The 14,791-nt window shown below is 66.3% G+C and carries 14 protein-coding genes; 1 reads left to right on the top strand and 13 read right to left on the bottom strand.

The features are described from left to right. The first annotated feature begins 33 nt into the window (after nucleotides 1-33). A complete protein-coding gene (locus IEY58_RS26895) occupies nucleotides 34-1,326 on the top strand; it encodes an MFS transporter (protein ID WP_189051255.1) in 1,293 nt (430 codons plus the stop codon). On the opposite strand, the gene IEY58_RS26900 is transcribed toward IEY58_RS26895, so the two are convergent. From IEY58_RS26900 to nuoG, 13 genes are all read right to left on the bottom strand, one after another. Further along, nucleotides 1,323-1,865 carry a DNA-3-methyladenine glycosylase I gene (locus tag IEY58_RS26900; RefSeq protein WP_189051256.1) on the bottom strand — a complete coding sequence of 181 codons (543 nt, stop codon included), beginning with the start codon at nucleotides 1,863-1,865 and terminating at the stop codon, nucleotides 1,323-1,325. The genes IEY58_RS26895 and IEY58_RS26900 overlap by 4 nt on opposite strands. Before the next feature lie 3 nt (nucleotides 1,866-1,868). Then, nucleotides 1,869-2,105: a DUF1467 family protein gene (locus IEY58_RS26905; RefSeq protein ID WP_189051257.1), complete on the bottom strand. Its 237-nt coding sequence runs from the start codon at nucleotides 2,103-2,105 to the stop codon at nucleotides 1,869-1,871. Between the two features lie 4 nt (nucleotides 2,106-2,109). Beyond that, the gene (gene mce, locus IEY58_RS26910) at nucleotides 2,110-2,514 is read right to left on the bottom strand and encodes a methylmalonyl-CoA epimerase (RefSeq protein WP_189051258.1); all 405 of its coding nucleotides are present in this window, start codon (nucleotides 2,512-2,514) and stop codon (nucleotides 2,110-2,112) included. A gap of 37 nt (nucleotides 2,515-2,551) precedes the next feature. Then, complete coding sequence (locus IEY58_RS26915; protein WP_189051259.1) at nucleotides 2,552-4,252, bottom strand: ribonuclease J; 1,701 nt, start codon at nucleotides 4,250-4,252, stop codon at nucleotides 2,552-2,554. Nucleotides 4,253-4,467: 215 nt separating this feature from the next. Beyond that, entirely contained in the window at nucleotides 4,468-5,256 is a 789-nt protein-coding gene (locus tag IEY58_RS26920; protein WP_189051260.1) for a biotin--[acetyl-CoA-carboxylase] ligase, read from the bottom strand. Then, entirely contained in the window at nucleotides 5,253-6,704 is a 1,452-nt protein-coding gene (gene nuoN / locus IEY58_RS26925) for an NADH-quinone oxidoreductase subunit NuoN (RefSeq protein ID WP_189051261.1), read from the bottom strand. The genes IEY58_RS26920 and nuoN overlap by 4 nt, the downstream gene beginning before the upstream one ends. Then, entirely contained in the window at nucleotides 6,704-8,233 is a 1,530-nt protein-coding gene (locus IEY58_RS26930) for an NADH-quinone oxidoreductase subunit M (RefSeq protein WP_189051262.1), read from the bottom strand. Before IEY58_RS26930 ends, nuoN begins: the two co-directional genes overlap by 1 nt. Nucleotides 8,234-8,240: 7 nt before the next feature. Beyond that, entirely contained in the window at nucleotides 8,241-10,169 is a 1,929-nt protein-coding gene (nuoL, locus tag IEY58_RS26935; RefSeq protein ID WP_189051263.1) for an NADH-quinone oxidoreductase subunit L, read from the bottom strand. 6 nt (nucleotides 10,170-10,175) lie between these two features. After that, nucleotides 10,176-10,484 (bottom strand): NADH-quinone oxidoreductase subunit NuoK, encoded by a 309-nt coding sequence (gene nuoK, locus IEY58_RS26940; protein ID WP_189051264.1) that lies wholly within the window; start codon nucleotides 10,482-10,484, stop codon nucleotides 10,176-10,178. Between the two features lie 24 nt (nucleotides 10,485-10,508). After that, nucleotides 10,509-11,123, bottom strand: a complete 615-nt coding sequence (locus tag IEY58_RS26945) for an NADH-quinone oxidoreductase subunit J (RefSeq protein WP_189051265.1) — start codon at nucleotides 11,121-11,123, stop codon at nucleotides 10,509-10,511. A 45-nt stretch (nucleotides 11,124-11,168) separates the two neighbouring features. Next, nucleotides 11,169-11,657: an NADH-quinone oxidoreductase subunit NuoI gene (nuoI, locus tag IEY58_RS26950; RefSeq protein WP_189051266.1), complete on the bottom strand. Its 489-nt coding sequence runs from the start codon at nucleotides 11,655-11,657 to the stop codon at nucleotides 11,169-11,171. Between the two features lie 34 nt (nucleotides 11,658-11,691). Continuing rightward, on the bottom strand, nucleotides 11,692-12,738 hold the full coding sequence (gene nuoH, locus IEY58_RS26955; protein WP_189051267.1) for an NADH-quinone oxidoreductase subunit NuoH: 1,047 nt from the start codon (nucleotides 12,736-12,738) through the stop codon (nucleotides 11,692-11,694). Next, the gene (gene nuoG, locus IEY58_RS26960) at nucleotides 12,731-14,791 is read right to left on the bottom strand and encodes an NADH-quinone oxidoreductase subunit NuoG (protein WP_189051268.1); all 2,061 of its coding nucleotides are present in this window, start codon (nucleotides 14,789-14,791) and stop codon (nucleotides 12,731-12,733) included. Before nuoG ends, nuoH begins: the two co-directional genes overlap by 8 nt.

Raw genomic sequence — 14,791 nt, forward strand, 5'->3', positions numbered from 1 at the left:
AACTCGAACGGGCCAACCCAGGGGAGGAAGAACATGGTCGTCTGGTATCGCGAACTGTCCGAGCGGGAACGGCGGACGTTCTGGGGCTGTTTCGGCGGCTGGGCGCTTGACGCCATGGACGTGCAGATCTTCAGCTTCCTGATCCCGACCCTGGTCGCAGCCTGGGGCATCAGCCAGGTCCAGGCCGGCCTGCTCGGCACCTCGGCCCTCGTCGCCTCAGCGATCGGCGGCTGGATCGGCGGCGTGCTCAGCGACCAGTACGGGCGGGTTCGCGTCATGCAGATCACCGTGCTGTGGTTCGCGCTCTTCACGTGCCTCAGCGGCTTCACCAACAGCTATCCGCAGCTGCTCGTGGTGCGCTGCCTGCAAGGGCTGGGCTTCGGCGGCGAATGGGCGGCCGGCGCGGTGCTGATGGGCGAGATCATCCGGCCGGCCCATCGCGGCAAGGCGGTCGGCACGGTACAAAGCGGCTATGCCATCGGCTGGGGTGTCGCCGCCCTGCTCTCGAGTCTCGCCTTCTGGGCGCTACCGGAAGCCTACGCCTGGCGCGCCCTCTTCTGGATCGGGCTGCTGCCGGCGCTGCTCGTCGTCTATATCCGCCGCTTCATCGACGAGCCCCAGGTGTTCAAGGCGGCGCACCGGGCAGCCGGCGTGCGGACCAACCCGCTCGATATCTTCCGCCCGCCGCTGCTGCGCACGACGCTCTTGGCCTCGATGCTGGCGCTCGGCGTCCAGGGCAGCAGCTACGCCATCATCACCTGGTTGCCGACCTTCCTCAAAACTGTCCGCCACCTCACCTCGGTCGGCGCCGGCTCCTATGTCGCGGTCGTGACCCTGGGCGCCTTCTGCGGCTATCTCACCAGCGCCTATCTCACCGACGCGATCGGGCGACGGAAGAATTTCCTGATCTTCGCCGTCTGCTGCTGGGTCGTCGATTTCGTCTACATGTACGTGCCGTTCGGCAATAGCACGACCCTGTTGCTGGGCCTGCCGTTCGGCTTCTTCACCCAAGGCATCTACGCCTCGCTCGGGCCCTATTTCACCGAGCTGTTCCCGACGCGTGTGCGGGCGACCGGGCAGAGCTTCGCCTATAACCTCGGCCGTAGCCTCGGCGCCTGCTTCATCGCGCTCATCGGCATGCTGGCCCAGGTGATGCCGCTCGCCCAGGCGATCGGCATGCTGTCGCTCGGCGGCTATCTGGTCGCGATCGTGGCGACGCTCATGCTGCCGGAAACCCGCGGCATCGCGCTTGACCAGGTCACGGGCGACCAGGTCACGGGCGAGGCGCCCGAAGCCTCGGTGCTGCGGGCGTCCACGGCTGATTAACGCCCATCGGCCCAGGCCGGCTTCAGCGCCATGATTTCGGCATAGCACGGGCAGTGCGGCGCATGGGCGCCCGGCAGGTATCCCAGGCTCATCAGGAACTCGCCGACGATCTCGCCGCCGGTGAAGCGGAAGGTCTTGCCGAACAGCTTGACCCAGCCGGCCTTGTCGAGCGGATGGTGCTTGTCGAGCCACGCCGCAAACGAGCCGTGCTCCGCGATGAGCGTCTGCAGCCGCCGGGCATTCTCGATCGCGGCCTCGACCTTGAGCCGGTTGCGGATGATGCCGGGATCGGCCAAGAGCCGCGCCACATCGTCCGGGCCATAGGCCGCGACCTTGTCGATGTCGAAGCCGGCATAGGCGGCGGTGAACGCTGCGCGCTTCTTCAGGATCGTGAGCCACGACAGGCCGGCCTGGTTGATCTCCAGCACCAGCCGCTCGAACAGCACCCGGTCGTCGCGCTGCGGGAAGCCATATTCCGTGTCGTGATAGGGCGCATGGAACGGATGGCCGGGCGCCACGTCGCAATAGGTCGTCGCCATGGCTCAATCGCCTCGGAACGAGATGTAGGGCGAGTTCACCAGCCAATAGATGCCGATGAAGATCACTGTCGTGATCCCGGTCGTCAGCAACGCCTTGAACGCGAGCCGCGGATTGGCCGGCGCGCCGGCGTCATGGCCCAGATGCTCCTCGCCCGCGCGCTTCACGCCGATCGGCAGCACGCAAAAGATCACCAGCCACCAGGTGATCGTGTAGACGACGATGCCCTCGACCCAGTTCATGGGCTCAGGCCTGTTCCAGCTCGACGAGCGTACCGCAGAAATCCTTGGGGTGCAGGAACAGCACCGGCTTGTCGTGGGCGCCGATCTTGGGCTCGCCGTCGCCCAGCACGCGGGCACCCTCAGCCTTCAGATGGTCGCGCGCCGCCAGGATATCGTCGACCTCGTAGCAGACATGGTGCATGCCGCCGGACGGATTGCGGTCGAGGAAAGATTTGACCGGCGAGCCCTCGCCCAGCGGCTCCAGGAGCTCGATCTTCGTGTTCGGCAGCTCGACGAACACGACGGTGACACCATGGGCCGGCTGCGCCACCGGGGCCGAGACCTTGCCGCCCAGCGTCTCGGCATAGAGCCGGCTGGCGGCCGCCAGGTCCGGCACGACGATGGCGACATGGTTGAGCCGTCCGATCATGCTACTCCCTCCCCCTCGCGTTTCCCGTACCGGCGCGTCAGACGCGCACGACGTGGACCTCGGTCACCGGCTTCTTGCCGATGCTGTTGTTGAGCGACCGGCGGATCGCGAGGCGTGCTGCCTCACGCACCGCCTCGTCGTCCGTCTTCGACCCTGCCGGCAGGCCGTTCACCGCCCGCTCGATCGCCCGCGTCAGGCCCATCGTGTCCTCGGCGTCCTCACCGATCAAGCCGTGCACGGTGATCTGCGGCAGCGCCAGCAGCTTGCCACGCCGGTCGAGCACGACGGTCGCGACCGCCGAGCCGTTGAACGTCATGCGCAGCCGCGTCTTGAACGCACCGCCCTCGAGCGCGACCAGGCTCTTGCCGTCGAGACCGAGCCGGCCCGTGTCGACCTGGTCGATCACCTTGGCCGGTCCGGGCGCCAGGCGCACCATCTCGCCATTCTCGATCACGACGCTCTGCGGCACCTGGCACTCCTCGGCCAACTGCGCATGAGCGATCAGATGCCGCGCTTCGCCATGGACCGGCAAGGCGACCTTCGGCCGCACGAGCTGATACATGCGCGAGAGCTCGTCGCGCGCCGGATGGCCCGAGACATGGACGAAATGTTCGTCGTCGGTCACGACCGTGACGCCGCGCTTCGCCAGCTGGTTCTGCAGCCGGCCGATCGGCCGTTCATTGCCGGGAATGACACGTGAGGAGAAGATCACCGTGTCGCCGGCTTCGAGCGTGATGTTCTGGTGGTCGTTCGCGGCGATGCGGGCGAGCGCCGAGCGCGCCTCGCCCTGGCTGCCGGTGCAGATCAGCAGCACCTCGTCGCGCGGCAACTCCGCCGCGGCCTCGGGCGTGATGAACGGCGGCGTGCCGTCGAGATAGCCGTTCTCACGCGCGGCCTGCTCCATGCGCCAGAGCGAGCGGCCGACGAGCGCCACCTGACGGCCATGAGCGGCGCCGGCAGCGGCGGCCGACTGCAGGCGCGCAACATTGGAGGCGAAGCAGGTGATCGCAATACGGTTGTCGTAGCGGCCGACCAGCTCGATCAGCGATTCCCGCACATCGGCCTCGGAGCCGGCCTCGCCGGCGCGGAGCGCGTTGGTCGAATCGCCGACGAGCGCGTCGACCCCCTCTTCGCCGAGCCGGGTCAGGGCCGCGAAGTCCGAGGTCTGGCCGACCAGCGGGTTCGGGTCGAACTTCCAATCGCCGGTATGGAGCACCGTGCCGGCGCCGGTACGGATCACGAGCGCGTTAGGCTCCGGGATCGAATGGGTGAGCGAGATCAGCTCGATGTCGAACGGCCCGATCGGAAAGCGGCTGCCGAGCGGCTGCTCGATGATGTCGACCGCGTGCAGCAGCCCGGCCTCGGCCAGCTTCAGCCGCAGCACCGAGGCGGTGAACGGCGTCGCATAGATCGGGCATTCGAGCCGCGGCCAGAGATGGGCGACGGCGCCGATATGGTCCTCATGCGCGTGCGTGATGATGAGGCCGGCGAGCTCGTCCTTGCGCTCGGCGGCGAAGCTCGGGTCGGCCATGATGACCTCGATGCCCGGCTGGGTCTCGTCCGGGAACGAGATGCCGAGGTCGACGATCAGCCATTTGCCGCCGTAGCCGTAGAGATTGAGGTTCATGCCGATCTCGCCGGCACCGCCCAAGGGCAGGAACACCAGCTCGTCCGGCTTGTTGAGCGTGGCGCGCGCGGCCGCGGCCACGGATTCGAAGGTAATGGGTCGTCGGGTCATGGGCCTCGAGCAGGTCAAAGATTTTGGCGTGGGGCGCTGGGCCCACGCCAGGATCCGGGAAGGCGCCGACGCAGGGCGGCGTCTTCTTCCCGTTGCGAAGAGAGGAGCAACAGCGGCCGTTCGATCGCTAACGCCGACGCGGGCCGATTGGCGGGGTCAAATCTCACGTCGTCAATATCGGGCCCGACAGCCGCGCCCGCAACGGACATCGCCGCCTAGGCTCCTATGACGGGCGCGAAATTGACGTCGCCCGTCGTGATCCGATGGCGCCCGGCCAGGGTCTCCAGCACCAGCGCGCCGTCGGGATCGAGGTCGATGAACCGGCCACGCACCAGATCGTCGCCCTGCCGAACCTCGAGCGCCTCGCCGAGACCGCGGGCGAGCGCCAGCCAGCGGGTCCGGATGGCACCAAAGCCGCCCTGCTGCCAATCCTCGAACCGGGCAGAGAGCGCGCCATAGAGCAGTTCGAGCGCCATGCGCGCATCGGCCGTTCCGCCCAGCGCATGGAGCGCCGTCGCCGGATAGGGCGTGACGGTCGGCGCCGACACGATGTTGACACCCATGCCCAGCACGAGCCAGTCGATCGTGGCGTTCGGCCCCGATTGGGCCTCGAGCAGGATGCCGGCGATCTTGCTGCCGTCGGCCAGCACGTCGTTCGGCCATTTGAGCGCCACCGGCACCGCGGCCGGCAACAGCACCCGCACCGTTTCGGCGATGGCGAGGGCTGCGACGAACCCGAGCTCGGCCGCCCGGGCTGGTAACACCGCGGGCCGCAGGATGCAGGAAGTATAAAGGTTGCCGCGCGGGCTGTGCCATTGGCGATCGAGCCGCCCGCGGCCGGCTGTCTGTTCCTGCGCCCAGACGAGCGTGCCGTGCGCGGCGCCGGCCGACGCCAGCCGCTTGGCCTCGTCGCTGGTCGAGCCGACCGTATCGCGGAGAACCGCCGTGAAAGGCGACGGCAGGGTAAGGCCGCCGCCCAGTCCGGCGTTCTCCGACGAAGTCATCCCTGGAACAGCGAGGCCGCCGCCGCCTCGGCCGTTGCGACGAGCGGCGCCGGGATCAGGATGAACAGCAGGATGACGAGCGTCGTCAGCGCCATGACGACGCGTACGGCGCCGCCACCGGCCGACGTGTCGAGCGCCTCGGCCGGGGTGTCGAAGTACATCATCTTGATGATGCGGATGTAGTAGTAGCAGCCCACGACGCTGGCCAGCACGCCGAAGACGGCGAGCCACACCAGGCCGGCATGGATCGCCGACATGAAGATGATGAACTTCGGCACGAAGCCCGCGAGCGGCGGCACGCCAGCCATCGAGAACATGAACACGGCGAGCGCCGCCGCGGTCAGCGGCTGGCTCTTCGACAGGCCGGCGAGATCGGCGATCTCCTCGACCGGCTCGCCCCGGCGCTCCATGCACAGGATGACCGAGAAGGCGCCGAGGCTCATGAACAGATAGACCGCGAGATAGATCAGCACGCCGCGCACGCCGTCGGTGGTCCCGGCGGCGAGGCCGATCAGCGCATAGCCGACATGGCCGATCGAGCTGTAGGCCATCAGGCGCTTGATGTTCGACTGGTTGATCGCGGCGTAGGAGCCCAGCACCATGGAGGCGAACGAGATCGCCCAGATGATCTGCTGCCACTGGTGCGCCAGGTGGCCCAGGGGCTCGATCATGACGCGCAGGAACAGCGACAGGGCCGCGATCTTCGGGCCGACCGCAAAGAAGCTCGTGACCGGCGTCGGCGCGCCCTCGTAGACATCCGGCGTCCACATGTGGAACGGCACGGCCGAGCACTTGAACGCGATGCCGACCGACAGGAACACGACGCCGATGATGAGGCCGATCGAGCTCGTGCCGGCCTCCGTGCTGAGCAGCTTCGCCAGCTGGTCGAAGTTGGTGGTGCCGGCGAAGCCGTAGATCCAGGACGAGCCGAACAGCAGCATGCCGGAGCTGAGCGCACCGAGCACGAAGTACTTGAGGCCCGCCTCGGTCGACTTCACCGTGTCGCGCTTGAAGGCGGCCAGCACGTAGAGCGACAGGCTCTGCAACTCGAGGCCGACATAGAGCGAGATCAGGTCGTTGGCCGAGACCATCGCCATCATGCCGATGGTCGCGAACAGGATCAGGATCGGGAACTCGAACCGGTCGACCTTGGCCCGCTCGTTGAACTGGCGCGCCATCACGATCGAGACCGCCGAGCCGATCAGGATCAGCGATTTCATGAAGACCGCGAACTGCTCGGTCACGAACATGCCGCTGAAGGTGACGGTACGGCTCGCGGGACCGCGCTCGACCAGCACGAAATCGACGATCAGCGCCAAGACGCTCAGCCACGAGACGACAGCGGAGGTGCGGTCGGCCCGGAACACGCCGACCATCATCAGCGCCATCGCGGCGACGGCGAGGAACAGCTCCGGCAGCGCCGGCGAAAGATCGGGAACGGGCATCATCACTTCACCACCGAGACTGCGTCGGCCGCGGCCACGCTCGGCCGGGGCAGCGAGGCGATGTGACCGCGATCGATCACGAAATTGACCGCCGGCTTCATCGGCTCGAGGAACGAGGACGGGTAGATGCCCATCCAGAAGACGAGCACGATCAGCGGCGCGAAAATCAGCTTCTCGCGCCACGTGAGGTCGAGCATGGCACGCACGTCCTCGCGCGTGATCTTGCCGAAGATCACCCGGCGATAGAGGTAGAGCATGTAGGCGGCGCCCAGGATGGTGCCCGTGGTCGCGAGGAAGCCCACCCAGGTGTTCGTCGCGAACGCGCCGTTCAGCACCAGGAATTCGCCGACGAAGCCCGAGGTGCCGGGCAGGCCGATCGACGCCATCATGAAGATCATGAAGACGAAGGCATAGTTCGGCATGTTCTCGGCCAGGCCGCCGTAGCGCGCGATCTCGCGGGTATGCAGCCGGTCATAGACGACGCCGACGCAGAGGAACAAGGCGCCCGACACGAAACCGTGGCTGATCATGGTGATGAGTGCGCCCTGCACGCCCTGCTGCGACAGCGTGAAGATGCCGATCGTGACGAAGCCCATGTGGGCGACCGAGGAATAGGCGATCAGCTTCTTCATGTCCTCCTGCGCCAGCGCCACCAGCGACGTGTAGATGATCGCGATGACGGAGAGCGCATAGACGAGCGGCGCGAAAGTGGCGCTCGCGTCCGGGAACACCGGCACCGAGAAGCGCAGGAAACCGTACGCACCCATCTTCAGCAGCACGCCGGCCAGGATGACCGAGCCCGCGGTCGGCGCCTCGACATGCGCGTCCGGCAGCCAGGTATGGACCGGCCACATCGGCACCTTGACCGCGAAGGACGCGAAGAACGCGAGCCACAGGTAGTTCTGCAGCGTCTTCGGCAGGGTCGCGTGCATCGCCGTCGGGATGTCGGTCGTGCCGAGCTGCCAGTAGATCGCGAGGATCGCGAGCAGCATCAGGACCGAGCCCAGGAACGTGTAGAGAAAGAACTTGAACGCCGCGTAGACGCGCCGCTGGCCGCCCCAGATGCCGATGATCAGGAACATCGGGATCAGCACGCCTTCGAAGAAGATGTAGAAGACGATGAGATCAAGCGCGCAGAACATGCCGACCATCATCGTCTCGAGGATGAGGAAGGCGAGCATGTATTCCTTGACGCGCGTGTGGATCGCCTCCCACGAGGCGAGCACGCAGATCGGCGTCAAGAGCGTCGACAACAGCACGAAGAACAGCGAAATGCCGTCGATGCCCATGTGGTAGGCGATGTGGAGGCTCGGCATCCAGTCCGCCTGCTCGACGAACTGGAAGTCGGCACTCTTCGAATCGAAGCCCGTCCAGAGCGGGATCGACAGCGCGAAGGTGATGAGAGAGGTCCAGAGCGCGATCCAGCGGGCATTGCGCGCGACGAGTTCCTCGTCGCCGCGCAGCACCAGGATGAACGCGCCACCCACCAGCGGCAGGAAGGTGACCAGCGACAGGAGCGGCCAGTTGCTCATCAGATCCTCACCGCTGAGACAGAAGGTACCACGACACCAGGCACAGCACGCCTATGAGCATCGCGAACGCATAGTGATAGACATAGCCGGTCTGGAGCTTGCTCGCCCGGCGCGACAGGCCGCGGGTGACGGCCGCGACGCCGTCGGGGCCGAGCCCGTCGATGATCATGCCATCGCCGCCCTTCCACAGGCCCCAGCCGAGCCACATGGCCGGCTTGACCACGAGGAAGTCGTAGATCTCGTCGAAGTACCACTTGTTGAGGCACGCGAGATAAAGCGTCTTCGCCGCCGAGGTGAAGGCACCGGGCAGGCTCGGCACCGCGACGTAGAAGACCCAGGCGAGCACGATGCCGGCGACGCCGACGATGAGCGCCATATAGCTCATGAGCGGCGGGATCTCCTCGCGCGCGGCCAGGCCCGGATGGCTGTCGAGGATCAGGATCGACTTGCCCCAGAACTCTTTCAGGCCCTCGCCCACGAAGTCCGCATTGCCGAGCCAGCCGGCAAACACCGCACCGATCGCGAGTACGATCAGCGGCACGACCATGACCATCGGCGACTCATGCACATGCTCGAGCGTGTGATGGTCCGCGCGGCTCTTGCCGTGGAACGTCATGAACAGGAGACGCCACGAGTAGAAGCTGGTCAGGAACGCAGCCGCGATGCCGAGCCAGTAGGCGAAATGGCCGTACGGCGTCCCGGCGGCATAGGCCGCCTCGATGATCGTGTCCTTGGACCAGTAACCGGCGAACGGCGGGATGCCGGCGAGCGCCAGGTTGCCGATCCACATCATCACGTAGGTGACAGGGATCAGCTTCCAAAGGCCGCCCATCTTGCGCATGTCCTGCTCGCCCGACATGGCATGGATGACCGAGCCGGCGCTGAGGAACAGGAGCGCCTTGAAGGATGCGTGGGTCGCCAGGTGGAACATCGCGGCCGGATAGGCCGAGACGCCAGCAGCGAAGACCATGTATCCGAGCTGGCTGCAGGTCGAGTACGCGATGACGCGCTTGATGTCGTTCTGCGCCATGCCGACCGAGGCCGCGAAGATCGCCGTCGCAGCGCCGATGATCGCAATGAAGTGGAGCGCATCGTTCGAGTACTCGAGCAACGGCGACAGCCGGCACACCATGAACACGCCGGCAGTCACCATGGTCGCGGCATGGATGAGGGCCGAGACCGGGGTCGGGCCTTCCATCGCGTCCGGCAGCCAGGTGTGCAGGCCCAGCTGCGCCGACTTACCCATGGCGCCGATGAACAGCAGGATCGAGGTGCAGGTGAGCGCGTCGACATCCCACGACAGGAAATGGAACGTCTTGCCGACGGCACCGGGCGCCGCCGCGAAGATCTGGTCGAACTGCAGCGTGCCGAACAGGAAGAAGGCCGCGAAGATGCCAAGCGAGAAGCCGAAGTCGCCGATGCGGTTGACGACGAAGGCCTTGATCGCCGCGGCATTGGCCGACGGGCGGTCGTACCAGAAGCCGATCAGCAGATAAGACGCGAGACCGACGCCCTCCCAGCCGAAAAACATCTGCACCAGATTGTCGGCCGTCACCAGCATCAGCATGGCGAAGGTAAACAGCGACAGATAGGCCATGAAGCGCGGGATCGAGTGATCGTGCGACATGTAGCCGATCGAATAGACATGGACCATCGACGACACGCCGGTCACGACGATCAGCATGACCGCAGTGAGCGTATCGAGGCGGATTGCCCAGTCGACGGACAGCGGACCCGTGTCGATCCAGTTCAGGAGCGAGATGGTCTGTGTGTGGTGGTCGAGCGCCACATCCTTGAACACCAGGACCGAGAGTGCGGCGGCCACGAGCACGCAGCCGCAGGTGATCAGTTGCGAGACGCGGTCGCCCAGCGTGCGTCCGAGCAGGCCGACGATGATCGCCGCGATGAGCGGCAGAAAGACGATGGCGGTAGCCATAGGGTCCTAGCCCCTCATCAGGTTGATGTCCTCAACCGCGATGGTGCCGCGGTTGCGGAAATAGACGACCAGGATGGCGAGACCGATCGCCGCCTCGGCGGCGGCGACGGTCAGCACGAACATGGCGAACACCTGGCCGGTGAGGTCGCCTAGGAAGCTCGAGAACGCCACGAAATTGATGTTGACGGAGAGCAGCATGAGCTCGACCGACATCAGGATGATGATGACGTTCCGGCGGTTGAGGAAGATGCCGAAGATCCCGAGCGTGAACAGCAGCGCCGCCACGACCAGGTAATGGGCAAGACCGATTTCCATGGCTCCATTCCCTCTCGTTGCGGCTCAGATGCCGTGGCCCGTCGGCACCTTGACGACCTCGATCGTCTCGGCGCGCGAGCGGCTCACCTGGGTCGCGATCGCCTGGCGGCGCACGCCGGAGCGCCGGCGGTGCGTCAGCACGATGGCGCCGATCATGGCGACCAGCAGCACCAGGCCCGAGCCCTCGAACGCGTAGATGTAGCGGGTGTAGAGGATCGACCCGAGCGCCTGGGTATTGGTGGCGCTGACGAGCGGCGCCACGACCGGCGCGGTATGGCTCGCGACCTCGGGGGCGACGGCCCAGGCGCCGACGACGACGACCAGTTCGGCCAGCAACACGGTGCCGACCGTCAGGCCCAGCGCCAGGTTCCGGCGGATGCCGCGCCGGAGCGCTGCGAAGTTGATGTCGAGCATCATGACGACGAACAGGAACAGCACCGCGACCGCGCCGACATAGACGACGACCAGGATCATCGCCAGGAACTCGGCGCCCACGAGCACGAACAGGCCGGCGGCATTGAAGAAGGCGAGGATGAGGAACAGCACGGAATGCACAGGATTGCGCGCCGTGATGACCATCAGGCCCGACAGTATCAGGATGCCGGCAAAGAGATAGAAGGCCAGGGCCGAAAGGATCATGCCCGCTCTCCCGCGTTCAGTCGAATATCCATGCTTCTTTCAGCCTCAGCGATAGGGCGCGTCGGCGACGAGGTTCTGGGCGATCTGGTATTCCCACCGGTCGCCATTCGAGAGCAGCTTCTCCTTGTTGTAGAAGAGCTCCTCGCGGGTCTCGGTCGCGAATTCGAAGTTCGGGCCCTCGACGATCGCATCGACCGGGCAGGCCTCCTGGCAGAGGCCACAGTAGATGCATTTCGTCATATCGATGTCGTAGCGCGTCGTGCGCCGGCTGCCGTCGTCGCGCGGCTCGGCCTCGATCGTGATGGCAAGCGCCGGGCACACCGCCTCGCACAGCTTGCAGGCGATGCACCGCTCCTCGCCGTTGGCATAGCGCCGGAGCGCATGCTCGCCGCGGAAGCGCGGGCTCAGCGGCCCCTTCTCATAGGGATAATTCACGGTCACGGGCTTCTTGAACATGTAGCTCAAGGTCAGCTTCATGCCGGCCAGCAGCTCCCACAGGAGGAACGCCCGTGTCCCGCGCTCGATGAACGCCATCGCTAGAATCCCTTACCAAATTGAGCGCGCAAGGTCAGCCGACCTTGGGCAGCCAGCCCATGCCGACGAGCACGCCCGCGACCACGATCAGATAAATGAGCGACAGTGGCAGGAAGATCTTCCACCCGAGGCGCATCAGCTGGTCGTACCGGAAGCGCGGGAACGTCGCACGGACCCACAGGAAACAGAACAGCACGAACACGGTCTTGAGGAAGAACCAGATCGGCCCCATCCAGTCGTAGCTGAGGAACGCGACATTGATCGGCGGCAGCCAGCCGCCCAGGAACAGGATGCTGGTCATGGCGCTGACCAGGATCATGTTCATGTATTCGCCGAGATAGAACAGCGCGAAGGTCATCGACGAATATTCGACGAAATAGCCGCCGACCAGCTCGGACTCGCCCTCGACCAGGTCGAACGGCGAGCGGTTGGTCTCGGCCAGGCCCGACACGAAGAACACGACGGCCATCGGCAGGAGCGGCAGCACGTACCAGCCCGGCAGCCACGAGACGCCGAACCAGCCGTGCGACTGGGCCTCGACGATCTGCGACAGGTTCAAGGAGCCGGCGCACAGCAGCACGGTCACGAGCACGAAGCCCATGGAGACTTCGTAGGACACCATCTGCGCCGCGGCGCGGAGCGAGCCCAGGAACGCGTATTTCGAGTTGGACGCCCAGCCGGCCATGATGATGCCGTAGACGCCAAGCGACGAGATCGCGAACAGGAACAGCACGCCGACGTTGATGTTGGCCAGCACCAGGTGCGCGTTGAACGGGATCACCGCCCAGGCGACGAGCGCCAGGATGAAGGTCATCATCGGCGCCAGCACGAACACGACGCGGTTGGCTCCGCTCGGGATGACCGTCTCCTTGCTCAACAGCTTCAGGCCGTCGGCCATCGGCTGCAGCAGGCCGAAGGGGCCGACCACGTTCGGGCCGAGGCGCAGCTGGGCGGCCGCCAGCACCTTGCGCTCGAACAGGGTCAAGTAGGCCATGCCGATCATGAGGCAGATCACGACGGCGATGATGCCACCCAGGATCCACGCGAACGGGACGGCGTAATCCGTCAAGAAATTAGCCATTTGTGCCGGTCTTCTGGCTGACGGTTGCGCGAAGCGATTCGGTGCAGGCCGCCATGGTCGGCGACGATCGGCTGACCGGATCGGTCATGTAGTAGTTCTCGATCGGATAGACGAACGGTCCGGAGCCGGTCGGACCCGGGACGCCGAACGAGGTCCATTCGGCCGGCACGATCTCGTCGACCTGGGCGAAGCGCGGGTTGACCGCGACGAGGCGCTGGCGCAGCTGGGCCAGGTTGTCGTAGGGCAGCTTGTGGCCGAGCGGCTCCGACAGCGCGCGCAGGATCTTCCAGTCCTCGCGCGCATCGCCCGGCGGGAACGTCGCGAGCCGGCCGAGCTGGACGCGGCCTTCGGTATTGACGTAGGTGCCGTTCTTCTCGGTATAGGCCGACCCCGGCAGCACCACATCGGCGCGGGCGGCACCCGCATCGCCGTGATGGCCCTGGTAGATCACGAAGGCCTTGCCGAGCCGGCCCATGTCGATCTCGTCGGCGCCCAGGAGGTAGACGACCTCGATATCGCCGTGCTGCGCACCCTCGAGGATGCCGGCCAGGTCACGCCCGCCCTCGCCCGGCACGAAGCCGAGCTCGAGGCCGCCGACGCGCGCCGCCGCCGTATGGAGCACGTTGAAGCCGTTCCAGCCCTCGCGCACCGCACCGACCGCGTCGGCGAGCTTGCGGGCGAGATCGAGCACGTGGGTACCGTCCTCGCGGGCGAGCGCCCCCTGCCCGACCACGATCATCGGGTTCTTGGCACCCTTGAGCGTGTCGATCCAGCTGTGGTTGCCGTCGGCCAGGTCCGACAGAACTTCGGGGCCAGCCCCAAGCTGGATCACCGGATAGGTCAGGTCGACCGCCGGGCCGATCATCGCCGCCTTGAAGCCGCCGGCGAGATAGCGCTTGCGGAAGCGCGCGTTGATGATCGGGGCCTCGGCGCGCGGGTTGGATCCCACGAACAGCACGACGTCCGCCTGCTCGATGCCGGCGATGGTCGTGTTGAAGAGATAGCCGGCACGCGCGGTCGGCAGCTTGGCGCCGTCCTGGCGGCAGTCGAGGTTGGGCGAGCCCAGCGCCGTCAGCAGGTCCTTGAGCGCCAGCATCGCCTCGGCATCGACCAGGTCACCGGCGATGCCGGCGATCTTCGTGCCGGCGACGCCCTTGAGCCGCGCCGCGATGGCGCCGAACGCGTCGCCCCAGGTCGCCGGAACGAGCTTGCCGTTCTCTCGCACATAGGGCTTGTCGAGCCGGCGCTTCATCAGCCCGTCGATGGCGAAGCGGCCCTTGTCGCCGAGCCATTCCTCGTTGACGTCATCATTCAGGCGCGGCAGCACGCGCAGCACCTCAGGTCCGCGCGCGTCGATGCGGATGTTGGCGCCGACCGCGTCGAACACGTCGACCGACTCCGTCTTGCGCAGCTCCCACGGCCGGGAGACGAAGGCATAGGGCTTGGAGGTGAGCGCGCCGACCGGACACAGGTCGATCATGTTGCCCGAGAGTTCGGAGGTCAGCGCGTGCTCGACGTAGGTGCCGATCTCCATGTTCTCGCCGCGGCCGGTCGCTCCCAGCTCGGGCACGCCCGCGACGTCGGTCGCGAAGCGGACGCAGCGCGTGCAATGGATGCAGCGCGTCATGTGCGTCTTGATCAGCGGGCCGAAGTCCTTGTCCTTGACCGCCCGCTTGTTTTCCAGGAACCGGCCGCGGTCGAAGCCGAACGCCATGGCCTCGTCCTGCAGGTCGCACTCGCCGCCCTGGTCGCAGATCGGGCAATCGAGCGGATGGTTGATCAGCAGGAACTCCATGACGCCCTTGCGGGCGCGCTGGGCCTTCTCGGAATTGGTGTAGACCACCTGCCCGTCCGCCGCCGGCATGGCGCAGGACGCGACCGGCTTCGGCGACTTCTCCATCTCGACCAGGCACATGCGGCAATTGCCGGCAATCGCCAGGCGCTCGTGGTAGCAGAAATGCGGCACCTCGACGCCGGCGGCCTGGGCCGCCTGCAGCACGGTCGTCCCGGCGGGGACCTCGACCTCGATACCGTTGATCGTCAGCTTCGGCAT

The organism is Aliidongia dinghuensis, assembly GCF_014643535.1.
Taxonomy (GTDB): Bacteria; Pseudomonadota; Alphaproteobacteria; order ATCC43930; family CGMCC-115725; genus Aliidongia; species Aliidongia dinghuensis.